Origin of the sequence: Streptomyces phaeofaciens (genome assembly GCF_014648915.1) — a bacterium.
Lineage (GTDB): Bacteria > Actinomycetota > Actinomycetes > Streptomycetales > Streptomycetaceae > Streptomyces > Streptomyces phaeofaciens.
Genome location: NZ_BMSA01000006.1, coordinates 51,541 through 73,925, shown reverse-complemented (window position 1 = coordinate 73,925; position 22,385 = coordinate 51,541). Strand labels below are relative to the sequence as shown.

Below are 22,385 nucleotides of genomic sequence, written 5' to 3'. Positions count from 1 at the left end.
CACGGTGCGGATCCGTCCGCCCGGCCGGGGTGCCGCTCACACCACGACGTCGAGCCCCTCCAGTCCCCGGATCACGAAGTTCGGCTTGCGCCGGGGCTCCGCGGCGAGGGCGAGGGCGGGGGCGCGCTCCAGGAGAGCCGTCATCGAGGCGGCCAGTTCGATACGGGCCAGCGGGGCGCCGATGCAGTAGTGGATGCCGGCGCTGAAGGAGATGTGCGGGTTGTCGGCGCGGGTGAGGTCCAGCCGCCCGGGGTCGTCGAAGACGGCCGGGTCGTGGTTGGCGGAGCCGAAGAGCATGGCGATCTCGGCGCCCCTCGGGATCGTCGTGCCGTCGATCTCGATGTCGTCCAGGACCCAGCGCTCGAAGAGCTGGAGCGGGGTGTCGTAACGCATCAGCTCCTCCACGGCGGAGGGGACCAGCGCATGGTCGGCGCGCAGGGCGGCGAGCTGGTCCGGGTTGCGGAACAGTGCCCACCACCCGTTCACGGTGGCGTTGACGGTCGCCTCGTGCCCCGCGTTCAGCAGCAGCACGACGGTGGAGATCATCTCCTGCTCGGTGAGCCGGTCGCCCTCGTCGTGCGCCTCGATCAGCCCGGAGACGAGGTCGTCGCCCGGCTCCTTGCGGCGCGCGGCGATCAGCTCGCGCAGATAGTCGGAGAACTCGACGGAGGCCCGAACGGCGTTCGCCGCCGTCTCCTCGGAAGGGCTCAGCTCGTACATCCCGCAGATGTCCGCCGACCAGGGCCGCAGCGGCGCCCGGTCCGCCTCGGGGATCCCCAGCATCTCGGCGATCACGGCGACCGGCAGCGGTTCGGCGACGTCCGTCAGCAGATCACCACCGCCCGCCGCGACCAACCGGTCCACCAACTCCGCCGCCAGATCCCGTACGTACGGCTTCAGCCGCTCCACCGTGCGCGGGGTGAACGCCTTCGACACCAGGCGCCGGATCCGGGTGTGGTCCGGCGGCTCCAGGTCGAGCATGCCGTGGTCGTTGAGCGTGTGGAACGGCTCGTGCTCGGCCGGCGGCGCGGTCCGCCCGAAGTCCTCGTGCGTGAACCGGTGCTGATACGTCCGCCCCAGCCGCCGCTCCCGCAGCAGCGCCGCCACGTCCGCGTGGTGCGGCACGAGCCACTGGTCGGTCGGCTCGTAGTAGATCACCCGCCCTCGCTCCCGCAGCTCGGCGTACGCCGGATACGGGTCGGCCACGAACGCGGGGTTCCAGGGATCGAAACGCAGGTCGTCAGCTGGTGCCATGGACGGACGCTAACCGCTCCCAGGGCTGCTGACCAGGGGGTCCCGCCCCGCCTCCCCCGCCCGGGGCGCCGCGCGGCGACCTCGGGGAACCTAGCGCGGTGACACCAGCCTCGCCTCGTAGGCGAAGACCGCCGCCTGGGTCCGGTCCCGCAGGCCGAGCTTCACCAGGATCCTGCTGACGTGCGTCTTGATCGTGGACTCCGCGACCACCAGCCGGCCCGCGATCTCGACGTTCGACAGGCCGTGGGCGATCAGGACCAGGACCTCCGTCTCCCGCTCGGTCAGATCGCCGTACGACGCCTGGGCGGCGTGCGGCAGCCGGGGGACCTCCGTGAGCTTGGAGAACTCGGTGATCAGGCGTCTGGTGACGGAGGGCGCGAGGAGCGCCTCGCCGGCCGCCACCACCCGGACCCCGTCCGCCAGCTGGCGGGCCGACGCGTCCTTGAGGAGAAAGCCGGAGGCTCCCGCCCGCAGCGCCTGGTAGACGTACTCGTCCAGGTCGAAGGTGGTCAGCACCAGGACCTTCGCCGAGCCGTCCGCCGCCACGATCTCCCGCGTCGCCTCTATGCCGTTCAGCTCCGGCATACGGATGTCCATCAGGACCACGTCGGGCGACAGGTCGCGGACCCGCTCCACCGCCTCCCGGCCGTTGACCGCCTCACCGACGACCTCGATGTCCGGCATCGCGTTCAGCAGGACCGAGAAGCCCTCGCGCACCATCATCTGGTCGTCCGCTATCAGTACCCGGATCGTCATGCCCCACCCTCGCTCACGGCGGGCACCGGCAGGAACACCGTCACCTCGTAGCCACCCGCCGGCGTCGGCTCCGACGTCATCTCGCCGTTCAGCATCGTGACCCGCTCGCGCATCCCCGTGATGCCGTGTCCCGCGCCGGGCGACGGCTTGATCAGGGACGGGTTGGGCGGCGGGTCGTTGACTATGCGCAGGCCGAGCCCGCCGAGCACATAGCCGATCTCGACGCGGGCGCTCGCGCCGGGCGCGTGGCGCAGGGTGTTGCTCAGCGCCTCCTGCACGATCCGGTACGCCGACAGCTCCACGCCCTGCGGAAGCTCACGGACCGCGCCGGTCACCGTCCGCTCCACCGCCAGGCCGGTCTCCCGCACATTGGCGAGCAGGCCCTCCAGGTCGGCGAGGGTGGGCTGCGGGGTGTCCGGGGCCTCGTAGTCCTCGGCGCGGACCACGCCCAGGACCCGGCGCAGCTCCGTCAGCGCCGCCACCGCGTTCTCCCGGATGGTCGCGAACGCCTTCACCAGCTCCGGCGGCGGGTTCTCCACGCGGTAGGGGGCGGCCTCCGCCTGGATGGCGACCACCGACATGTGGTGGGCGACCACGTCGTGCAGCTCCCGGGCGATGGTGGTGCGCTCCTCCAGCAGGGTGCGCCGGGAGCGCTCGACCGCGGTCACCGTCTGCTGGGCGGACACGTCCTCCTCGGCCTGCCTGCGGATGTGCCAGACGGTGATGGCGAGCAGGACGATCGCGGAGAAGACCAGCATCGGCGCGACGTTCGAGCCGAAGTAGTGGTTGAAGGCCGTCTCGGCGACGAAGCCGTAGGCAGCGGTCAGCAGCCACGTCCAGGCCGCCGTGCGCGGCCGGGTCCGGATCGCGACCACTATCAGGACCAGCAGATGCGAGACGAAGCTCGGCGGCAGCCAGGGCCAGTCTCCGTACGAGCTGCCGACGGTCGCGACGAGCATGGTCGACAGCAGGGACAGCCAGAAGGCGAGGGCGGGCCGGACCAGCGTCAGCAGGACCGGGACCACGGCCAGCAGACCGATCAGCGTGGACGCCCCGTCCCCGCCGCCGTCCGCCCACGCGACCATCATCGTCAGCACGGCGCCCGCCCCGACCAGACCGTGCCGCGACCAGGCCGCGTACTCGCGCTTGCGTCCCTTCAGCCGGCCGGTGAGGGGGCCGGTGGGTTCCCTGCGGGGCAGGGGGCGGTAGGCGAAGGCGTCGAGGAAGAGGTCCTGTCGCAGCCCGCGCAGGGCGTCCATGGCCGCCCGGAACTCCGGGCTCTTCGGCCGGTAGGGGGCGTGCGGGTCGTCCTGTGGCGTCATGTGCGTCTGCGTCGTCTCGGTCACGGTGAAAACGGTAGGTGGGGCACAGGGTCGCGGTCGTCACCAGTGAGAGGGGTTCCGGCGCATCCGACTCAAGTACTACGGGTCCGACGGGACGTCCCCAGGAGCCCGCCGCTCAGTACCCCGAGGGTCTCACCAGCCCCGACTCGTACGCGAACACCGCCGCCTGGGTGCGGTCCCGCAGGCCCAGCTTCACCAGGATGCGGCCCACATGCGTCTTCACGGTCTGCTCGGCGACGACGAGGTGCCGGGCGATCTCCGCGTTGGACAGGCCCTGCGCGATCAGTGTGAGCACCTCCGTCTCGCGCTCCGTGAGATCGCCGACGCGCGCCTTCAGCGGCGGCCGCGGGGTGCCGTTGAGCCGGGAGAACTCGGCGATCAGCTTGCGGGTGATGCCGGGCGCGAGCAGCGCGTCGCCGGCCGCCACCACCCGGACCGCCTCGGCGAGCTGGTCCGCGGACGCGTCCTTCAGCAGGAACCCGGACGCCCCGGCGCGCAGCGCCTCGTACACGTACTCGTCCAGGTCGAAGGTGGTGAGCACCAGGACCTTGATGTGGGGGTGCGCGAGGGTGATGCGGTGGGTGGCCTCGATGCCGCCCAGCTCGGGCATCCGGATGTCCATCAGGACGACGTCCGGCGTGAGTTCGGCGACCTGGGCGACGGCGTCCAGGCCGTCCACCGCCTGCCCGATCACCTCGATGCCCGGGTGGGCGTTGAGCAGCACGGTGAAGCCCTGCCGGACCATCTGCTGGTCGTCGGCGATCAGTACGCGGATGGTGGCGCCGCTCGTCATCGCTTCTCTTCTCCTGTCGGGGGCGGGTCGTCCGGAAAGATCAGCTCCAGGCCCTCCGGGGTTCCCCGGTCTCTCCCGGGCGCTCGGACACCGTCCTTCGGGAGGAACGCCGAGACCAGGAACCCGCCGTGCAGCGTCGGGTGGGCCATGACGTGTCCGCCCAGCATCATCGCCCGTTCCCGCATGCCGAGCAGGCCGTGCCCCACGCCGGGGGAAGGCCGCACCGGGCCGCTCGGCCGGGAGTTGAGGATCTCCAGCCGCAGGCCCTCGACGTCATGGCCGACCGTTACCCGCACATGGGAACCCGGCGCGTGCCGCAGGGCGTTGCTCAGCGCCTCCTGCACGATCCGGTAGGCCGACAGCTGCACGCCCGGCGGGTACGCGGGCGCCTCGCCGCTGATCACCGCCGTGATGTCCAGCCCGGCGGCGCGGGTGTTCTCCAGCAGGGCGTCGAGCCGGTCGAGGGTGGGCTGCGGGGTGTCCGGGGCGGAGCCGGTGCCGGCCGCGCCGAGGCCGTAGGGGTCCTCGGGGTTCTCCGAGCGGAGCACGCCGAGCACCCGGCGCAGTTCGGCGAGCGCCTCCAGGGCGTTCTGCCGGATCCCGGCGAGGTTGTCCTTCAGTTCCTCGGACGGGTTCTCCACCAGGTGCGGAGCGACCTGCGCCTGGATGGAGATCACCGACATGTGGTGGGCGACCACGTCGTGCAGTTCGCGCGCGATGCGGTTGCGCTCCTCCAGCAGGGTGCGGCGGGCCCGCTCCTCGGCGGTGATGCCGGCCTGCTCGACGAGCTGGTTGCGGGCCTCGCGGCGACCGCGCAGGGCGGTGCCGATGAGGACCACGACCGCGAACACGGTCACCGCGACGGTGCCGGTCGGCCCGTAGTTCGCGGCCCCGATCAGCCCCTGGACGACATAGGTGAGGAATGCCGTCAGGCCGAGGGCCGCCGCCGAGGCCCGGGTGGGCACGCGCAGGGCCAGCAGGAGCAGCACCATGGCCTCGGCGACCAGGGCGGGCGGGCCCCAGGGCCAGCCGGTGCCGTCCGAGGCCTGGCCGGAGATCAGCTGGGAGCGGGCGCCCATGGCCACCACGACCGTGACGGTCGTCGACAGCCACCACGCCGGTACCGGCCGCCACAGCGCCAGCACCACCGCGACGCCCTGCACCGCGGAGCAGACGAAACCGTAGGTCGCGCCCTGCTGGTAGCCCTCGGCGATCTGGGCCACTCCGGCCAGCGTGGTTCCGACGCCTACCAGGATCACCAGGCCGTGCGGCAGCCAGCGCAGCCACACCGACGCCGGCAGGGGATCCGGCCGGGTCGTCCACAGGTCGTCGCGCAGGACGCGCATGCCGCCGACCACCCACCGCTCCATCCCGGTGAGCCGTCTCTCCGCCCCGTTCGTCATCCGCCCCACCCTAGACACGCCGCGACTCCCGCGGCTGAGCCGATTCCGTCCGGCCGCCGGCCCGCACCACACGGGACCGGCCCGCGCGGCGCGGGGCGCGCCGTCCGCCACCGCTCTCGAAGCCGTGGAACGCCGCCCGGCACACCGTCAGCACCAGCGCGAACACCGGCAGCCAGAGCAGCCGGGCCGCGACCCAGTCCGGTCCGTCGGGGACCGTGTGCAGGCCGGGCAGACGGCCCGCGAGGAGGCCCGTGGCGGTGGTCGCCATGAGGGCCGTCTGGTGCCAGAGGAACACCGTCATCGCGGAGAGGTTCACCAGGGCCACGACCGCCCAGGCCGTCGGACGGCGCAGGGCGCGGCGCAGCCGGTCGCGCAGCAGCAGGGCCAGCCCGCACTGGGCGAGACCGAAGGTGACGGCGGCCAGCGTCGGCGGGTCGAGGTTGGAGACCGCCGCGCCGGGCACACCCACCATCGACGCCGGGTAGCCGGCCCAGCCGATGAGCGCCGCCGTGCTCGCCGTACCGCCGAGCAGCAGGATCCAGCCCGCGCGCGGCCGCTCCAGCTCGCCCCGCGTCCAGGCCGCGCCCAGGGTGTACGGGACCGTCCAGCCCGCCGCCACGTTCACCCAGCCGAGCCAGGAGGGGCCGCCGCCCAGGCCGAAGCGCACCAGGTCCACATGGAGGACGACGGCCAGCGGCCACAGCGGGTTGAGCCGGGCCAGCAGCGGAGTCGCCGCCGTCAGCGCCGCGAACACCAGCAGGAACCAGAGCGGGGACAGCGCCAGTTTGACCACGGTGTGCACGGTGACGAAGGACGCGCCGCCGAGCAGCAGCCCGGCCGCGGCGACCGACCACACGGCCGACACGGCGAGCACCGGTGTGAACAGCCGCTTCAGCCGGGCCCACAGCCAGCTGCCGTAGACGCCGGGGGGCAGGGACGTGCCCCGGGCTCCGGCCCGGGCGCGGGCCGAGGCGAGGCTGCGGGTCGCCACATGGCCGCCCACCATGAAGAACACCGCCAGCGTCTGGAACATCCAGGACACCGGGGCGAGCCGGGGCATCTCCCCCAGGGGACTGGCGGTGCGCAGCGTGCCGCCGTCCGCGACGAGCGCGGTCACCAGCCAGTGCCCCAGGACGACCCCGAGGATCGCCAGAGCGCGCAGGGCGTCGACGGCGCGGTCCCGCTCCGGGGGTGTGGCGGCGTCGATCCGGGCGGCCGCCCGCCGTACGCCCGCCACGAGCCGCCGTTCGCGGGCCGGGGCCCGCCGTTCCTGAGCCGCGCCCCGGCCTTCGTGCTCCGGGGCCCGCCGTGTCCGTGTCGTCTCAGGCACGGGTCACCTCCGTGGTCTCGCCGAGGACGATCCGGGTGAGGTTGGCCAGGGAGACCGAGCCCGGGGTGAAGTAGTCGCTGTGGCCGCCGGGGCCGGCGGTGAAGACGCGGGCCCCGAAGGACGGGGACACCGGGTCGGTGCCGAAGCCGACGGTCGTGCCGAACAGGTCGGCGCTGACGTGCGGGACGCTTCCCACCCAGTCGTCGCCGCCACGGGCCGCCCAGATCCGCGCACGGGCGCGCAGGTCCGCCGCCGTGTCCACGCCCGTGCCGGGGCTGCCGAGCAGGACGATGTCGGACACGTCCAGCCGGGGCGCCGCACGGCCGCAGACGACCGAGCCGTACGAGTGGCACAGGAGAGTGACGTGGGCCTTCGGCCCGCTGACGGTACGCAGCTCGCGCAGGAACGCGCGCAGTTCGGGGGCGGCCTCCTCGGCGCGGGCCGGGGTGACCGCGGTGGCGCTGACCGTGCCCGGTGTGGTGTAGCCGAGCCAGGCGACCACGGCGGTCCGCGTGCCGGGCGGGGCCTTCGCGGTGAGCCGGTGGTGCAGTGCGGCGGCGGCCCGGTGGAAGCGCTCGTAGGTGTCCAGCGAGGTGTCCGAGCCGGGCACGAGGACGGCCGTACGGTCGGCGTGGGCGAGGTCCCCGAACACCTCCGCGGCACGGCCGGCGCCACGGCCGTCGAAGGCGAGCAGTCTGCGGGAGGGGGCGGCCAGCGCCCGGTCGGAGGCCGCGCGGTGCCGGTCGCCGTGGGCGGCCGCCATCCGGGAAGCCAGGGCGGCGTTGGCCCGGTTGGCGGTGTACGCCTCCTCCAGCGTGGCCGCCGTCAGCGGGGCGAGGGTGGCGGGTTCCGGGGCCGGGACGGCGGGCCGGACCGCCGCGGTGAGCGGGACGACCACGGCGGCGGTGACGAACACCGCCAGAAGGAACCGCACCCAGCGGCCCCGCCGGAACGTGCCGCGCCCGCGATCCGTTGCCCCCTCGGCACGCGGCCTCTCGCCGCTCCGCCCCCGCGGACGCCCCCCGTCGACCGTCGCCATCCCGCCCCTCCCCCGCCGGTGCCCGCCCATCGGGCCTGCCTGACACGGAAGTTACGGATCGACACTCGTCGCCCGCGTCCCACCACGGAGCTCTTCTCCGACGTAGTTCTCAGGTATTACGGGTACGACAACCAGGGGTACGACAACCAGGGGTCCGACGACCGGTGGTGCGACAACCCGGGCTCCGACAAACGAAAGTGCGGCGAGCCCGGGGCCGTCACCACGCCAGCTGCGCGATCTCCTCCGCCACCACCGCGCACGCGTCCGCCGCCGGATCGATCAGCGGGAAGTGCCCGACGTCCTCCAGGAGCGTCAGCCCCACCACCTCCCCGGCCTTCGCCGCAGCGTCCGCGTACGCCTCGGCGACCGCCTGCGGCACGACGAGGTCCGTGCGACCCTGGACCAGGGTGGTGGCGATGCCGGTCGGCAGCAGGAGCGCGGGGTCGGCGTACGGCTGCCGCTCCTCGAAGTCCCCTTCACCGCCAAGGAGTTGCCGTACCGCTCCGCCGCACACGTCCAGCTTCTCCGCGACCGCGAAGTCGGCGATCGGGGCGAGGGCGACCACGCCCCGCAGCGGCACGGGTCCCGGGGTACGCCAGGGCGCGCCGACGGGCAGCACATGCCGGGCCGCCGCCCACAGCGCGAGGTGGCCGCCCGCCGAGTGGCCGGTGAGGACCGTGCGCCGGGCGTCGGCCTGCGGCAGCGCCTCCCGCACCAGCGAGGGGAGCGCGTCGAGCGCGGCGGCGACGTCGTCGAAGGTGTCCGGCCAGCGTCCGGCGACCGCGGGGGCGCCGTCCGCCGGCCCGCGCCGGTACTCCACGTTGGCCACGGCGAACCCGCGCCGGGCCAGGTAGTCCGCGAACGGGGTGACGTGCCGTCGGTCGTGCGGCGCCCGCCACGCGCCTCCGTGCAGGACGACGACGAGCGGCGCGGAACCGCCCGGACCGGTCTCCGCCTTCGGGGCGTAGAAGTCGATCACCTGGTCGGGGTGGTCGCCGTACGGGGTGGTGGCGTCGGGGTCGACGGGCGGGTGCGAGAAGGCCGATTCCTCCTCGGCGGTGGCCCGGGCAGCGACGACGTCGTCCGGCATGCTCCAACCTCTCAGCGACTGAACGGATTTGGACGGGAAGGGGGTGGCGGACCAGGTGAGAATTCGGCCGCTGGCCGGGACGCTATCAGGCCCGTGACGTGGGCGGACATGCGGATGTCACGCTCGGTGAGGGGTAAACGGTTCTGCCGATATGTCGACTCGGGCCGCCCCCGGACTCCTCCGTCGCGGAGCACACCGCGACGGAGGAGCGAGTCACACCACCGGGATCACGAGATCGCCTGGATCAGCCGGCCGACCGGATCACCGGATCACCGGATCACCGGAACCCGCGCAGGCGCCCCTCACAGCGCCCCCAGCACCTCGCCCAGTACCCGGGCCGCGCGCTCCACGTCCTCGAACCCGACGTACAGCGGCGTGAATCCGAACCGCAGGACGTCCGGGTACCGGAAGTCCCCGACCACGCCGCGTTCGATCAGCCGGTCCATGACGTCCCCGGCGTCCGGGCAGCGCAGCGCCACCTGGCTGCCGCGCTCCTCGTGCCGCCTCGGGGTGAGCGACTCGACACGGCCCTCGGGGACGTACGCGGCCACGCACTCCAGGAAGAAGTCCGTCAGCGCGAGGGACTTGGCGCGCACCGCCTCGACGGACGCGCCGTCCCAGACGTCGAGCGCCGCCTCCAGGGCCAGCATGGACAGGATGTCCGGCGTGCCGACCCGGCCGCGCAGCGCACCCGTGGCCGGCCGGTAGTCGGGCCGCATGCCGAAGGGCTCGGCGTGCGAGTTCCAGCCGGGCAGCGGGGAGTCGAAGCGGTCCTGCAACTCCTCGCGCACGTACAGGTACGCGGGTGAGCCCGGGCCGCCGTTGAGGTACTTGTAGGTGCAGCCGACCGCCAGGTCCACCCCGTACTCGTCGAGGCCGACGGGCAGCGCGCCCGCGCTGTGGCAGAGGTCCCAGACGGCGAGGGCGCCCGCCGCGTGCGCGGCGGCCGTGAGCGCGGGCAGGTCGTGCAGCCGCCCGGTGCGGTAGTCGACGTGGTTGAGCAGCACGGCCGCCGTACGGTCGGACAGCGCCGCGGGCACCTCGGCCGGGGTCACCGGCCGGACCGTACGCCCGGTCATCCGGGCCGCCGACTCGGCGATGTAGCCGTCGCTGGGGAAGGTGGTCGCGTCGACGAGGATCTCGTCACGGCCCCCGTCCACGAGCCGTACCGCGCCCACAAGTGCCTTGAAAACGTTGACACTTGTCGAGTCGCCCACCACGATCTGACCGGCCGCGGCACCCACCAGCGGGGCGATCCGGTCGCCGATGCGCTCGGGCGCCGTCCACCAGCCGCTCTCGTTCCAGGACCGGATGCGCAGCTCGCCCCACTGGCGGCGGACGACGTCCTCGACGCGGCCGGGGACGGCGGCGGGCAGCGCGCCCAGCGAGTTGCCGTCGAGGTAGACGGCGTCGTCGAGGAGGAACTCGGCGCGCTTGGCGGCCAGGGCGTCGCCCTCGTCCAGCTGCCGTGCCTTGAACGCGAGCTCAGACATAGGACCTCGCCGTCCACAGCTCGGGGAAGACGTTCTTCTGCGCGCGCTTCTCCAGCCAGGCGACGCCGGCGGAGCCGCCGGTGCCCGCCTTGGCGCCCATCGCGCGCCGGGTGGCCACGAGGTGGTCGTTGCGCCAGCGCCACACCAGCTCGGCGACATCGGTCAGCGCCTCGCCGAGCCGGGCGACCTCGCTGTCCGGGTCGCCGGAGTAGACGGCCGTCCAGGCCTGCTCGACCTCGGGCGACGGCTCGTAGCGCCGGGAGACGTCCCGTTCCAGGACGGACGAGGGGATCACGGATCCGTGCCGGGCGAGCAGCCGCAGTACCTCGTCGTACAGGCTGGGCTCGTACAGGGCCTTCTCCAGCTCGGCGTGCACCCGGGGGGCGCCCCGGTGCGGGACGAGCATGGACGCGGCCTTCTCGCCGAGCAGGAACTCCATGCGCCGGTACATCGCCGACTGGAAACCGGAGCCCTCGCCGAGGGCGCTGCGGTACGAGTTGAACTGGGCCGGGGTCAGCTGGCCGAGCGGCCGCCAGGAGGCGTTCAGGGCCTCCAGTTCCCGGACGGAACGCTTCAGCGCGTCGATCGCGACGGGCACCCGGTCCTCGCGGAGCGCCTTCGCGGCGGTCTCCCACTCGTGGACGATGACCGTGAACCACAGCTCCATGACCTGGGTCGTGACCAGGAAGACCATCTCTCCGGGGTCGTCGGAGAGGGTGTGCTGGAGGTGGGTGAGGACGTCCGCCCGGACATAGTCCTCGTACGGTGTGGTGCCGGCGAAGTCGAGATGCGGGGTCTCGGGCTCCGAAGCCTCGTGGGGCTGAGCCTGCTGGGACATCGCTGTCTCCTGATTGTGCTCCGGGTAGCGGTCCGCCCCTGCCATTGTCGACACGGGGGCCCCGGTCCCCACCCGCATCTTCCGCATCGGGCCCGCTTCTCGCAAGGCCCGCCCGGGTCACGGACGGGCCCCTGTGACGCAAACGACTAACCCAGGGTCTGCGCGGCCGTCGGCGAGGAGTCCTTCAGGAACTGCGAGCAGCGCTCGTACTCGGCCTGCTCGCCGATCGACTGCGCGGCACGCGCGAGGGCGTGCAGGGCTCGCAGGAAGCCGCGGTTCGGCTCGTGCTCCCACGGCACCGGACCGTGGCCCTTCCAGCCGCCCCGGCGCAGAGCGTCCAGACCGCGGTGGTACCCCGTACGGGCGTACGCGTACGACTCCACCACGCTGCCCCGCTCGAAGGCGTCGTCGGCCAGCTGGGCCCAGGCCAGCGAGGACGTCGGGTACTTCGCGGCGACGTCGGCGGGCGCCGTGCCGTTCGCGAGCAGCTCGCGCGGCTCCGGGTCGTCGGGGAGGTGGGTCGGGGGCGGGCCCCCGAGAAGGTTCTCGTGAATGGACATGGGTCCAGTCTCCTCCACGGCCCCGCACGCGCGCGCGTGGCCGTCGACGAACCGGCGCGCGGAAGCACCCCTGAGCGGGACGTCCAGCGGGCCGTCGAGCGACGCCGATCCGCCCGACCGGCCGGCTGCCTGCCCGACCGCCCGCCCGACCGCCCGCCCGGAAACAGGCCCTACCCGATCCGCCCCCGCGTCGGCCTGCCCTCCAGCGGCGGAGCCATCACGCTGCCGTGGGTGCGGCACTCCGGGCGGGTGCAGTCCGGGGCCGGTCGCCGTACCGTCGCGAAGGCCACCACCGCGCCCACCACCAGCGCCCCGGCGCACCACCCCATGGCCTTGCGGAAGGCGTCGTCGAAGGCGTCCGCCGACCGGTACGCCTCCGGGCCCATCCCGGTCAGCAGGGGCAGCGCGGCGACGGCGACCAGGCCCGCCGCACGGGCCGCCGCGTTGTTGATCCCGCTGGCGAGACCGGCCCGCGAGACGTCCACCGAGGCCAGGACGGTCGCGGTCAGCGGGGCGACCAGGGACACCATGCCGAGGCCCAGGACCAGCACGGCGGGCAGCACGTCGGTCAGGTAGGACGCGTCCGGTCCGACGCGCAGCATCAGCAGCATCCCGGTGGCGCACAGCAGCGGGCCGACGGTGAGCGGGATGCGCGGCCCGATCCGCTCCCCCAGCTCGCCGGAGCGGGCGGAGAGCAGCAGCATCAGCAGCGTGGCCGGCAGCAGCGCGGTGCCCGCGCCCAGCGCCGACCAGCCGGCCACGACCTGGAGCTGGAGCGCGGCGAGGAAGAAGAACCCGCCGAAGGCCGCGTAGACGCAGAGCGTGACCAGGTTGACGGCGGTGAACTGGCGGGACGCGAAGATGTCGAGCGGCATCATCGGATCGGGCCGGCGCTTCTCGACGTACACGAAGGCCACTGCGGCGGCCACCCCGCCGACCGCCGTCAGCACCACGATCAGGGAGCCCTCTCCCGCCTCGATCAGCGCGTACGTCACCAGGGCCAGGGCCAGCGCCCCCAGGACGGCCCCCAGCACGTCGAACCGGCCGTGCGCCCGCCCCGCGCCGCTCCCGGCGTCGCCGGGGCGGAAGGTGCCGGCGTCCGACTCCGGTACGTGGCGCAGCGCCACCGGCACGCACACCAGCGCCAGCGGCACGTTCAGCAGGAACACCCAGCGCCAGCCGGGGCCGTCCACCAGCCAGCCGCCCAGGAAGGGCCCGACGGCCGCTCCGATGCCCCCGAAGCCCGACCACAGGCCGACGGCCCGCCCCCGGTCGTCGGGGTGGAAGGAGGCCTGGATCAGCGCCAGGGATCCGGGGGTGAGCAGCGCGCCCCCGACTCCCTGGAGGGCCCGCGCGGCGATCAGCACCCCGGCGTTCGGCGCGATGCCGCACAGCAGCGAGGCGAGGGCGAACCAGACCACGCCGATGACGAAGATCCTGCGGCGTCCGTAGCGGTCGCCGAGCGAGCCGCCGAGCAGGATCAGACCGGCCAGCGTGAGCATGTACGCGTTGACGGTCCACTGGAGGGCCGTGAGATCGGCGTCCAGGTCACGGCCGATCCGCGGGAGCGCGACATTGACGACGGTCGAGTCCAGCAGGACCATGCTGGACCCGAGCACCGTGGTGAGAAGGATCCACCTGCCCTGGGGCGAGGCCATCCGGACATCGGGCATGTCCCCAGGTATACAGCGAGCCCGGCACCGTAGACAGCGCGCCGGGCTCACCCGTACCCGTGCCCCCCGGGACCAACCCCGGGGGTCACGTGATCCCCGAAGGGTTACTTGATCTTCGTACCGGCCGAGCGCAGGTTCTGCGTGGCCTCGACGACACGCGCCGCCATGCTCGCCTCGGCCAGCTTGCCCCAGGTGCGCGGGTCGTAGGTGCTCTTCGAGCCGACCTCGCCGTCGACCTTCAGCACACCGTCGTAGTTCTTGAACATGTGGGCGGCCACCGGACGCGTGAAGGCGTACTGGGTGTCCGTGTCGATGTTCATCTTCACGACGCCGTTCTCCAGCGCGGTGCGGATCTCGTCCTCGGTGGAGCCGGAGCCGCCGTGGAAGACGAAGTCGAAGGGCTGCGAGCCGGCCGGCTTGCCGTACTTCGCGGCGACGCCCTCGTTCAGCTCCTTGAGCAGCTCGGGACGCAGGACCACGTTGCCCGGCTTGTAGACGCCGTGGACGTTGCCGAAGGACGCGGCGAGCAGGTAGCGGCCCTTCTCGCCCAGGCCCAGCGCCTCGACCGTACGGACCGCGTCGTCGACGGTCGTGTACAGCTCGTCGTTGATCTCGTGGGTGACGCCGTCCTCCTCGCCACCGGTCGGGGTGATCTCGACCTCGAGGATGATCTTCGCGGCGGCGGCCCGCGCGAGCAGTTCCTGGGCGATCGCCAGGTTGTCGGCGAGGGTCTCGGCGGAGCCGTCCCACATGTGAGACTGGAAGAGCGGGTTGCGGCCGGCCTTCACGCGCTCCTCGGAGACCGCGAGCAGCGGACGTACGTACCCGTCGAGCTTGTCCTTGGGGCAGTGGTCCGTGTGCAGGGCGACGGTGACCGGGTACTTCTCTGCGACGATGTGCGCGAACTCGGCGAGAGCCACGGAGCCCGTCACCATGTCCTTGCTGTACTGGCCGCCCAGGAACTCGGCGCCACCCGTGGAGATCTGGATGATGCCGTCGCTCTCCGCCTCCGCGAAGCCGCGCAGCGCCGCGTGCAGGGTCTGGGTCGAGGTGACGTTGATGGCCGGGTAGGCGAACTTGCCTGCCTTCGCCCGGTCGAGCATCTCGTTGTAGACCTCGGGGGTTGCGATGGGCATCTGTCCGCTCCTTGGTATGTGCGGGTTGGCGATCTGGCGTGTACGGCCCTGACCTAGACCTTGGGGTGCGACGTCATCGTCGGCCCCATCCTTCCAGAGATGCGCGGATGGTCGATGCCCGGAACACGGGCATCGCGCGCGCGGGTCAAGTCCAGGTCAAAACGGGCTGTCAGTCCAGACCCAGTTCATCCTTCGAGAAGGCGAACAGGTACGGCACGCCCGCACCCTCGCGGATCTTCTGGTCGGCGCCGGTCGCCCGGTCGACGATCGTGGCGACGGCGACGACCTCGGCGCCCGCCTCGCGCACGGCCTCCACGGCCGTCAGCGGGGAGCCGCCGGTGGTGGAGGTGTCCTCGACGACCAGGACCCGGCGGCCCTTGATCTCCGGGCCCTCGACGCGCCGCTGGAGCCCGTGCGCCTTCGCCGCCTTGCGCACGACGAAGGCGTCCAGCGTGCGGCCCTGGGCGGCGGCCGCGTGCAGCATGCTCGCGGCGACCGGGTCGGCGCCCATGGTCAGCCCGCCGACGGCGTCGAACTCCAGGTCGGCGGTGAGGTCCAGCAGGACCTGTCCGACCAGCGGGGCGGCCTCGCCGTCGAGGGTGACGCGGCGGAGGTCCACGTAGTAGTCCGCCTCCAGCCCCGACGACAGGGTCACCTTGCCGTGCACCACGGCCTTGTCCTTGATCTGTTGCAGCAGCGCGCCACGTACGTCCGTCATGCCCTCAGCTTAGAGGCGGGTCCAGGACCAGGTGGTCGTGGCCTCCAGCGGCTCCAGCGGCGTGACCAGGCGCGGGAGGGTGTTCAGGCCGTTGGGCGGGCCGGTCTGCGGCTCCACGCACACGGCCGCCTCCTGCTCGTCGTAGACGACGGCCCACTCCTCGCCGCTGGTGACCTTCAGCTCCAGCTGCCCGGGCCAGGTGAGGGTGACGTCGACCCCGCCGGGCATTCCGAAGCAGTCGTCCCACGGGCCCGGCTTCGGCTCGATCCGGTTGCCGGTCGGCAGGTGGTCGTCGCCGCGCTCCTCCTGCCAGGCGGGCTCGAAGGCGACCTGGACGTCACGGTCGCCGAGGTTCCGGTTGAACCACGGGTGCCAGCCGATCTGCGCCGGGAAGGACGAGTCGTGCGCCTCCACCCCCATGGTGAGCGTGAGCGAGTCCGCGGTCAGGGCGACGATCTGGGTGACCCGGCCCGGCCAGGGCCACGGCTCCACCAGGTCGTACGTCAGGACGGCCTCGTCCGCCGAGCGCCGCGCGACCTTCCAGGCGCCGTCGCGGGTGGTGCCGTGGATGGCGTGCGGGGGCGCGTTGAGCGGCATCTGGTGCACGGCCGCCCCGTTCCGGAAGCGGCCGTCGCGGATCCGGCCGCACCAGGGAACCATCGGGAAGCAGCCGAAGCGCTCGCCCTGCCGCAGCAGTTCGAGTCCGCCGACCCGCACCCCACCGACCCGGCCGCCGTTCCCCGGCTGCACGGTCACCTCCGCGTCACCCGCGGTCAACGTGATCTCTTCAGCACTCACGGGACGACCCTATCCGGCCGCTCGGGACCGGGCCGGGCAACCGCGGGGCTGCCGCCCGGGGGCTGTCCTGAACCTGCCCTGCCGCGAGCCCTGTCCTAGCCGCGCCTGCGCAGGGCCCGGCCCACCACGATCGCGGAGGCCACGACCAGGGCGGCGGCGGGGGCCGCCCAGCGCAGGGTGCTGTTCCGGGCGACGGTCTGCGGGGCCGGCATCGGCGCGTACCGCCCGCGCGGCGGGGCGTGGTCGACCTCCTCCGCGCTGCGCCCGATCATCGTCCGCCGCGCGTGCGCGGCCTCGGCGGGCGGCTCGGCGGGCGGCACGGGTTCGACGACGGCGTCGGCGGGCCCGCCGGCCTCGGCGGGTTCGGTGGGCTCGACGGCCTCGGCGGGCTCCGCGGATTCGGCGGGCTCCGCGGATTCGGTGGGCTCCGCGGATTCGGCTGATTCGGCGGGCTCCGCGAGGTCGGCTGGTTCCGCCGGTTCGGCGGGCTCCGCGAGGGCTGCTGGTTCGGTGGGCTCCGGTCCGCCGGGCTCGGTCACGTCGTCGGCCACCCCCTCCCGCACGTCCGCGTCCACGCCGCCCTCCGCGTCCACGTCACCCTCCGCCTTCGCGTCCGCCGCCGTCACGGTCCCCGCCCCCAGGTTCTCGGCGAAGCGGTTCAGGATCCGGGCCACCGCCGCCGTCACCGCCTCCGGCGGGAGTTCCGCGACGCGGCCGTCCGCCGACGCGGCGCCCTCGAAGCGGAGGGTGGTGCCGCCGTCGGTGTCCCGGGGCCGCACCACGAGGGAGAGCTTGACCGCGCCGCTGCCGCGCACCTCGGCCGCGTCGCCGTCCACGGCGTACGTGCCGTCCTCGCGCGCGGAGATCCGGGCCGTGCCGCGGTAGGTGATGGTGTGGCCGGCGACGCGGATCCTCAGGCGTCCGGCGACGGGCTCGGTGCCGGCGTCCTGCTGGAGTCCGGGCACCGCACGGGCCACCTGGACGGGGTCCGCGAGGGCCGCCCTGAGCCGCGCGGCAGGAACGGGAACGAACACCTCTTGCTCCATGGTGCCGGAGCCTACCCAGCGGTCGCCCGAAAGCACCCGCCGAAACGGGGATTCGGTCCGCCGGCGCTCCGGCGGATGCCAGAGGGCACCCCACCCTCGCCCGGCGCGCAGGCGGGTCAGTACCGGGGATGCACCAGCGTCGAGGCCCGCAGCCCCGGCACCCGGGTGCGCTCGGCCGCCCGCGCGTCCGCGGTGAGCCCCGCCTGGGTCAGGGTGCGCGGGGGCCGCTCGTGCGGGTCGAGGCGCAGGGCCGGGCGGGGTCCCCTGGCGGCCAGCACGAACCCCCAGTCCCGGGGGGCCCGGTCGGTGCGGCCGGTGCCGTCGCCGGTCACGCGGTAGGGGGTGGTGCGCAGGCCGGCGGCGCGCACGGTCGTCTCGACCGTCCAGAAGACCCGCGCCCGGTCCGTGACCGGCCCGCCGTGCACGACGAGGCGTCCGCCGGGGGCCAGGACGCGCCGGGCGAGGCCGTAGAACTCCTGGGAGTAGAGCTTGGTGCTGTCCGTGATGCCGGGGTCGGGCAGATCCGCGATCACCACGTCGTACGCCCCCTGCGGGGCCCCGCGCAGCCAGTGGAACGCGTCGGCGGGGGTGACGTGGACGCGCGGATCGTCGTAGGCGTGGGTGTTGAGGCGGGAGAGGGCGGGGTCGGTGCGGGCGAGGCGGACCAGGCCGGGGTCGCGTTCGACGACGTCGACGCGGTGGACGCCGGGGTGGGCGAGGACCTCACGGGCGGCGAGGCCGTCACCGCCGCCGAGGACGAGCACGCGCGCGTGCGGGCCGTTCATCGCGGGGTGGACGAGGGCCTCGTGGTAGCGGCGCTCGTCGTGGCCGCCGACACGGAGCCGGCCGTCGAGGTAGAGGTCGAGGGGGCGGCCGTCGGTACCGCCGGTGAGGACGACCTCCTGGACGCCGGTCCGTACGGCCACCCGGACGTCGTCGCCGTAGAGGGCGCGGCGGGCGGCGTGCTCGAAGTCGTCGGCGAGGACGGCGGCGGAGGCGAGGATGCCGAGGACGGTGAGGCTCGCGACCGCCAGCAGCCAGCGGGCGCGGCGGCTGACGTCACGGCGGAACAGGCCGAGGACCAGGGCGCCCCCGGCGACGACGTTGACCGCGCCGGTGAGCAGGGAGCTGGTCATCTGGCCCAGGAACGGCAGCAGCAGGAAGGGAAAGGCCAGGCCGCCGACGAGCGCGCCGACGTAGTCCGCGGCGAAGAGGTCGGCGACCGCGCCGCCCGCGTCCTGGCGGCGGACGCGCTGGATCAGCTCCATCAGCAGGGGCACCTCGGCGCCGATGAGCACGCCGATGGCGAGGGAGAAGGCGACCAGCAGGATCCGGGGGCCGTCGGCCCACAGGCCGCCCCAGTCGCCGGTCCAGGCGAATACGGCGTAGAGCGCCATGGCGCTGCATCCGCCGACCAGGGCGAGGGCGGCCTCCAGCGCGCCGAAGCCGGCCGCGGCGAAGCGGCGCAGCCGTTTGGCCGCGAGGGAGCCGATGCCCATCGCGAAGACCATGACGGACAGCACGACGGAGGCCTGGGTGACCGAGTCGCCCATCAGGTAGGAGGCCAGGGCGACCAGTTCGAGTTCGTAGACGAGGCCGCAGGCCGCGCAGACGAAGACGCACGCGAGGACCAGGAACCGCCCGGTGTCCGGCCGGACGGGGAGCCGCGCGGGGCCGCGCCAGGGCGGTGGGGCACCGGGCGGGGCTGGGGCGTGCGGATCGATCACGACTGCGACGTTACGTCACGGGTCCAGGACGTAACGTCACCCACACGTGTGGAAACCGGGCCCCAAACCTGCCGATTCCGGTCAGCCGCCCGCCGTGCCGCTGCTTCCCGCCGGCACCCGGACGCCCACCCGGGTCCGGGTCGCCACCAGCTGCCCGTCCTGCGGGTAGGCGTGCCAGGTGCGCCAGTGGACCTGGCCGTCGTGGTGCTGGGCGAGCAGGGCGGTGAAGGCGTGCGGGCTGCCGGGGAAGACGCCGGCGAGGCCGTTCGGGTGGTCGGAGACCAGGGCGAGCAGCTCCTGGGCGCGGCCGGCGAACTGGCCCGGCGTCAGGATCTCGACGCGCGCGGCGAACTCGTACTCCCAGTCGCCCACCCGTTTGGCGACGCCCAGGGGCAGCGGGGTGCTGCTGCCGGGGATGCATGCCACCGTCTCCGAACAACAGCCCTGCTCCTCCTCCAGCAGCACCTGGTGGGAGGCGCCGAGCAGTCTCAACTGGAGCTTCGCGCCCGACATTTCGAGGTCGAGCGTGGCGAGGGCGGGCAGCGGCTCACGCCCCAGGGCCCAGGCGAGGTCGGCCGCGCGCGTGTCGGTGTAGGACGTGTTCAGGGTCGTGAGCATGGATCGGCTCCGCGGTGACGCAAAGAAGAGGGTAGGTCCGGCGCACCCCGGTCGACACCGGGACTGGGCCCCGGTCAGCCCGGTCCGGGAAGGGCGTCCGCGTGGGACGCCGGTAGGGTCCGAGGGCTGCGTTGGTCTTGTAGAGGGAATCATGAACGGTGGCGCCGCCACAGCGTTTTTACCCAACTTCGTGGGGTTTCCATCCCTCAGAGGGCTCCACAGCTCAACTGTTCAACCACGGCGTACGCCGGGCGGCCCAGGCGTACGCCCCGCGCACCGCCTCCAGGCATACGGTGCGACCGCGGAGCCCGTGGTCAGGGGCGGGCTCCGCGGTCCGGACGCGGCTCCCCCTCGGGGAGCTCAGCTGCCCCGTGTCAGCTGCCTCCTCCACCGCATCCGCCGCCTCCTCCTCCGCAGGACGAGCCGCCGCCGCAGGACGACGACCCTCCCCCGCAGGAGTGACCGCCGGAACCGCACGACGACCCGCTGTCGCCGGAGCCGCCGGCCCACCAGCTGCCCGCGCCGGCGCTGCTGCTGCTGGAGTGCCGGCGCGACCCGCCGCCGCGGCGCGACCGCGCGGAACCGCCACTGGCCTTGGCCACCAGGGCCACCACGAAGAGCACTGCGATCACCGCCAGGATGATGCCGATGGTCATGACGTCACCCTCCTTCCGAATCCCCCGAAGCGGCCCCCCGTGGGCGCCTCGCCTGATGCGTGGGTCTTGCGTGAACGGGGGATGCCCGCCCGTCTCACCGGCCAAAGCACACTTGAGGAACTCCAGAGCTTCGGCGCAGGATGACCGGTATGACCTCCACCGCACGCCCTTTCCTCAACCGCCGCCTCGCCGAGTTCGGGACGACGATCTTCGCCGAGATGTCCGCCCTGGCGGTGCGCACCGGGTCCATCAACCTCGGGCAGGGGTTCCCGGACACCGACGGTCCCGAGGAGGTCCGCGAGGCGGCGGTGCGGGCGCTGCGGGACGGCCGCGGCAACCAGTACCCGCCGGGCCCGGGCGTCCCCGAACTGCGCACCGCGATCGCCGCGCACCAGGCCCGCCGCTACGGCCTGGCCGTCGACCCCGACACCGAGGTGCTGGTCACCGCGGGCGCCACGGAGGCCATCGCGGCCACGCTGCTGGCCCTGCTGGAGCCCGGTGACGAGGTGGTGGCCCTGGAGCCGTACTACGACTCCTACGCGGCCTGTATCGCGATGGCGGGCGCCACGCGGGTCCCGGTGACCCTGCGCCCGGACCCGGAGCAGGCCCGTTTCCGTCTGGACCTGGACGAGCTGCGCGACGCGGTGACGGACCGCACCCGGCTGCTGCTCGTCAACACGCCGCACAACCCGACCGGCACGGTCCTCACCCGCGAGGAGCTGACGGCGATCGCCGAGCTGGCGGTGGAGCGGGACCTGCTGGTCGTCACGGACGAGGTGTACGAGCATCTGGTGTTCGACGAGGCCGAGCACGTGCCGCTGGCGACCCTGCCGGGGATGCGCGAGCGCACGGTCACGATCGGCTCGGCCGGCAAGACGTTCTCGTTCACCGGCTGGAAGGTCGGCTGGGTGACGGCGACACCCGGGCTGGTCACGGCGGTGCGCTCGGCGAAGCAGTTCCTGACGTACGTGTCCTCGGGCCCGTTCCAGTACGCGGTCGCCGAGGCCCTCGCCCTCCCCGACACGTACTTCGACGCCTTCCGCGCGGACATGCTGGCCAAGCGGGACCTGCTGACGGCGGGCCTGGCGGAGGCGGGTTTCTCGGTCTACCGGCCGGCCGGCACCTACTTCGTCACCACCGACATCCGCCCCCTCGGTGAGTCCGACGGCTTCGCCTTCTGCCGGGCGCTGCCCGAGCGGGCCGGTGTGGTGGCCATCCCCAACGCCGTGTTCTACGACCACCGCGAGGCGGGCGCGCCGTTCGTCCGGTTCGCGTTCTGCAAGCGGACGAGTGTCCTGGAGGAGGCCGTGACCCGCCTGAAGGCCCTGGCGGGCTGACCGGGCCGGACCCGAACCGGACCGTCCACAGCCTGTGGACGGTCCGCGCCGCGGCGGCCGGCACCGCCCCGAACGGCCAGAGCCCGGCCCTGGCGCGCGACCGTGGTGGTCGCCGCCCTGGCCGGGCTCTCGTTCGTGTACGGCACGTACCTGTGCCGGTGGCGGGACGCCCTGGCAGGCCAAAGGGCCTACTGGTCGTCGTCGCCCTCCTCGGGCTGCTGCGCCTCGTCGACCTCCTGCTCGAGGCCCAGCTGCTCGACGAGCCACTTGTCGAATTCGATGGCCGCGCGCACCCAGCTCACCGTCGAGGAGACGAACAGCTCGATGTTCACCCCGGCGCCGATCAGCAGCTGCGCCTCGCCGATGAGGCGGACGGTGCCGTCGTCGTGGGTGTGGGTGTAGACCTTGGGCCACAGGGTGCGCCGGTTCCAGTCGTCGATCGACTCCAGGAGCTGGGCCTTCTCGTCGATCTTGTGGGGCCGGTCGTAGAACGTCCGCACCGAGTAGACCGCCTGGTCACCCTCGCCACGGAACATGAAGTACGTACGGAACTCCTCCCACGGCGCCGCGAGGTCACCCTCGTCGTCGACGACGTACTTCAGCTCCATCTGGTCGAGGAGCTGCTTCACGAGGTCCTGATCCGGGACGACGGGGCCCGCCGGTCCCTGCGGCTCGGGCTGCTGGCCCCCGAAGTTCGGAATCGAGGACGGGTCGATGCTCACCGAAATTTCCCTTCGTACGGATCCCGCCATCCTCCCCCATGCGGGGAGGGGGGTG

General features: G+C 73.3%; 21 protein-coding genes. 1 reads left to right on the top strand and 20 read right to left on the bottom strand.

All coding sequences use genetic code 11. The annotated features are described in order from the left end of the window. Positions 1-36: 36 nt before the first annotated feature. From IE275_RS13430 to IE275_RS13340, 19 genes are all read right to left on the bottom strand, one after another. Positions 37-1,254: a cytochrome P450 gene (locus IE275_RS13430; protein WP_189711256.1), complete on the bottom strand. Its 1,218-nt coding sequence runs from the start codon at positions 1,252-1,254 to the stop codon at positions 37-39. A 90-nt stretch (positions 1,255-1,344) separates the two neighbouring features. After that, positions 1,345-2,010: a response regulator gene (locus IE275_RS13425; RefSeq protein WP_189711254.1), complete on the bottom strand. Its 666-nt coding sequence runs from the start codon at positions 2,008-2,010 to the stop codon at positions 1,345-1,347. Further along, entirely contained in the window at positions 2,007-3,356 is a 1,350-nt protein-coding gene (locus IE275_RS13420; RefSeq protein ID WP_229870222.1) for a sensor histidine kinase, read from the bottom strand. The genes IE275_RS13425 and IE275_RS13420 overlap by 4 nt, the downstream gene beginning before the upstream one ends. Positions 3,357-3,468: 112 nt before the next feature. Continuing rightward, complete coding sequence (locus IE275_RS13415) at positions 3,469-4,146, bottom strand: response regulator (protein ID WP_189711252.1); 678 nt, start codon at positions 4,144-4,146, stop codon at positions 3,469-3,471. Then, positions 4,143-5,549 carry a sensor histidine kinase gene (locus IE275_RS13410; RefSeq protein WP_229870221.1) on the bottom strand — a complete coding sequence of 469 codons (1,407 nt, stop codon included), beginning with the start codon at positions 5,547-5,549 and terminating at the stop codon, positions 4,143-4,145. Before IE275_RS13410 ends, IE275_RS13415 begins: the two co-directional genes overlap by 4 nt. 10 nt (positions 5,550-5,559) lie before the next feature. After that, positions 5,560-6,786, bottom strand: coding sequence for an acyltransferase family protein (locus IE275_RS13405; RefSeq protein ID WP_189711582.1), 1,227 nt, complete (start codon positions 6,784-6,786; stop codon positions 5,560-5,562). 85 nt (positions 6,787-6,871) lie between these two features. Then, positions 6,872-7,813, bottom strand: a complete 942-nt coding sequence (locus tag IE275_RS13400; protein ID WP_229870220.1) for an alpha/beta hydrolase — start codon at positions 7,811-7,813, stop codon at positions 6,872-6,874. Between the two features lie 322 nt (positions 7,814-8,135). Beyond that, the gene (locus IE275_RS13395) at positions 8,136-9,008 is read right to left on the bottom strand and encodes an alpha/beta hydrolase (protein WP_189711248.1); all 873 of its coding nucleotides are present in this window, start codon (positions 9,006-9,008) and stop codon (positions 8,136-8,138) included. Positions 9,009-9,310: 302 nt separating this feature from the next. Next, positions 9,311-10,501: a kynureninase gene (gene kynU / locus IE275_RS13390; RefSeq protein WP_189711246.1), complete on the bottom strand. Its 1,191-nt coding sequence runs from the start codon at positions 10,499-10,501 to the stop codon at positions 9,311-9,313. Continuing rightward, the gene (locus IE275_RS13385) at positions 10,494-11,339 is read right to left on the bottom strand and encodes a tryptophan 2,3-dioxygenase family protein (RefSeq protein WP_189711244.1); all 846 of its coding nucleotides are present in this window, start codon (positions 11,337-11,339) and stop codon (positions 10,494-10,496) included. Before IE275_RS13385 ends, kynU begins: the two co-directional genes overlap by 8 nt. A gap of 146 nt (positions 11,340-11,485) precedes the next feature. After that, the gene (locus IE275_RS13380; protein WP_189711242.1) at positions 11,486-11,899 is read right to left on the bottom strand and encodes a DUF3151 domain-containing protein; all 414 of its coding nucleotides are present in this window, start codon (positions 11,897-11,899) and stop codon (positions 11,486-11,488) included. A gap of 170 nt (positions 11,900-12,069) precedes the next feature. Next, positions 12,070-13,572, bottom strand: coding sequence for an MFS transporter (locus IE275_RS13375; RefSeq protein WP_189711240.1), 1,503 nt, complete (start codon positions 13,570-13,572; stop codon positions 12,070-12,072). Between the two features lie 104 nt (positions 13,573-13,676). After that, positions 13,677-14,708 carry a class II fructose-bisphosphate aldolase gene (gene fbaA, locus IE275_RS13370; protein WP_189711238.1) on the bottom strand — a complete coding sequence of 344 codons (1,032 nt, stop codon included), beginning with the start codon at positions 14,706-14,708 and terminating at the stop codon, positions 13,677-13,679. A gap of 169 nt (positions 14,709-14,877) precedes the next feature. Continuing rightward, the gene (pyrE, locus tag IE275_RS13365) at positions 14,878-15,426 is read right to left on the bottom strand and encodes an orotate phosphoribosyltransferase (RefSeq protein ID WP_189711236.1); all 549 of its coding nucleotides are present in this window, start codon (positions 15,424-15,426) and stop codon (positions 14,878-14,880) included. Between the two features lie 9 nt (positions 15,427-15,435). Further along, positions 15,436-16,224, bottom strand: a complete 789-nt coding sequence (locus IE275_RS13360; protein WP_189711234.1) for an aldose epimerase family protein — start codon at positions 16,222-16,224, stop codon at positions 15,436-15,438. 95 nt (positions 16,225-16,319) lie between these two features. Next, a complete protein-coding gene (locus IE275_RS13355) occupies positions 16,320-17,270 on the bottom strand; it encodes an SRPBCC family protein (RefSeq protein ID WP_189711233.1) in 951 nt (316 codons plus the stop codon). A gap of 116 nt (positions 17,271-17,386) precedes the next feature. Continuing rightward, entirely contained in the window at positions 17,387-18,997 is a 1,611-nt protein-coding gene (locus IE275_RS13350; protein ID WP_189711232.1) for a polyamine aminopropyltransferase, read from the bottom strand. 81 nt (positions 18,998-19,078) lie between these two features. Then, a complete protein-coding gene (locus IE275_RS13345) occupies positions 19,079-19,615 on the bottom strand; it encodes a DUF2617 family protein (RefSeq protein ID WP_189711231.1) in 537 nt (178 codons plus the stop codon). Positions 19,616-19,989: 374 nt separating this feature from the next. Beyond that, positions 19,990-20,271, bottom strand: a complete 282-nt coding sequence (locus IE275_RS13340) for a hypothetical protein (RefSeq protein WP_189711230.1) — start codon at positions 20,269-20,271, stop codon at positions 19,990-19,992. Between the two features lie 140 nt (positions 20,272-20,411). Here IE275_RS13340 and IE275_RS13335 point away from each other — a divergent pair, with 140 nt between their 5' ends. Then, entirely contained in the window at positions 20,412-21,608 is a 1,197-nt protein-coding gene (locus IE275_RS13335) for a pyridoxal phosphate-dependent aminotransferase (protein ID WP_189711229.1), read from the top strand. Positions 21,609-21,796: 188 nt separating this feature from the next. Here the strand turns inward: IE275_RS13335 and IE275_RS13330 are convergent, their stop codons facing one another. Further along, on the bottom strand, positions 21,797-22,330 hold the full coding sequence (locus IE275_RS13330) for a YbjN domain-containing protein (RefSeq protein ID WP_189711228.1): 534 nt from the start codon (positions 22,328-22,330) through the stop codon (positions 21,797-21,799). Positions 22,331-22,385 lie beyond the last annotated feature (55 nt).

What these genes read in the sequence shown, in the direction of transcription:
- IE275_RS13430 (WP_189711256.1), bottom strand. Translation starts at nt 1,254, where the DNA reads ATGGCACCAGCTGACGACCTGCGTTTCGATCCCTGGAACCCCGCGTTC.
- IE275_RS13425 (WP_189711254.1), bottom strand. Translation starts at nt 2,010, where the DNA reads ATGACGATCCGGGTACTGATAGCGGACGACCAGATGATGGTGCGCGAG.
- IE275_RS13415 (WP_189711252.1), bottom strand. Translation starts at nt 4,146, where the DNA reads ATGACGAGCGGCGCCACCATCCGCGTACTGATCGCCGACGACCAGCAG.
- IE275_RS13410 (WP_229870221.1), bottom strand. Translation starts at nt 5,549, where the DNA reads ATGACGAACGGGGCGGAGAGACGGCTCACCGGGATGGAGCGGTGGGTG.
- IE275_RS13395 (WP_189711248.1), bottom strand. Translation starts at nt 9,008, where the DNA reads ATGCCGGACGACGTCGTCGCTGCCCGGGCCACCGCCGAGGAGGAATCG.
- kynU (WP_189711246.1), bottom strand. Translation starts at nt 10,501, where the DNA reads ATGTCTGAGCTCGCGTTCAAGGCACGGCAGCTGGACGAGGGCGACGCC.
- IE275_RS13385 (WP_189711244.1), bottom strand. Translation starts at nt 11,339, where the DNA reads ATGTCCCAGCAGGCTCAGCCCCACGAGGCTTCGGAGCCCGAGACCCCG.
- IE275_RS13380 (WP_189711242.1), bottom strand. Translation starts at nt 11,899, where the DNA reads ATGTCCATTCACGAGAACCTTCTCGGGGGCCCGCCCCCGACCCACCTC.
- IE275_RS13375 (WP_189711240.1), bottom strand. Translation starts at nt 13,572, where the DNA reads ATGCCCGATGTCCGGATGGCCTCGCCCCAGGGCAGGTGGATCCTTCTC.
- fbaA (WP_189711238.1), bottom strand. Translation starts at nt 14,708, where the DNA reads ATGCCCATCGCAACCCCCGAGGTCTACAACGAGATGCTCGACCGGGCG.
- pyrE (WP_189711236.1), bottom strand. Translation starts at nt 15,426, where the DNA reads ATGACGGACGTACGTGGCGCGCTGCTGCAACAGATCAAGGACAAGGCC.
- IE275_RS13355 (WP_189711233.1), bottom strand. Translation starts at nt 17,270, where the DNA reads ATGGAGCAAGAGGTGTTCGTTCCCGTTCCTGCCGCGCGGCTCAGGGCG.
- IE275_RS13345 (WP_189711231.1), bottom strand. Translation starts at nt 19,615, where the DNA reads ATGCTCACGACCCTGAACACGTCCTACACCGACACGCGCGCGGCCGAC.
- IE275_RS13340 (WP_189711230.1), bottom strand. Translation starts at nt 20,271, where the DNA reads ATGACCATCGGCATCATCCTGGCGGTGATCGCAGTGCTCTTCGTGGTG.
- IE275_RS13335 (WP_189711229.1), top strand. Translation starts at nt 20,412, where the DNA reads ATGACCGGTATGACCTCCACCGCACGCCCTTTCCTCAACCGCCGCCTC.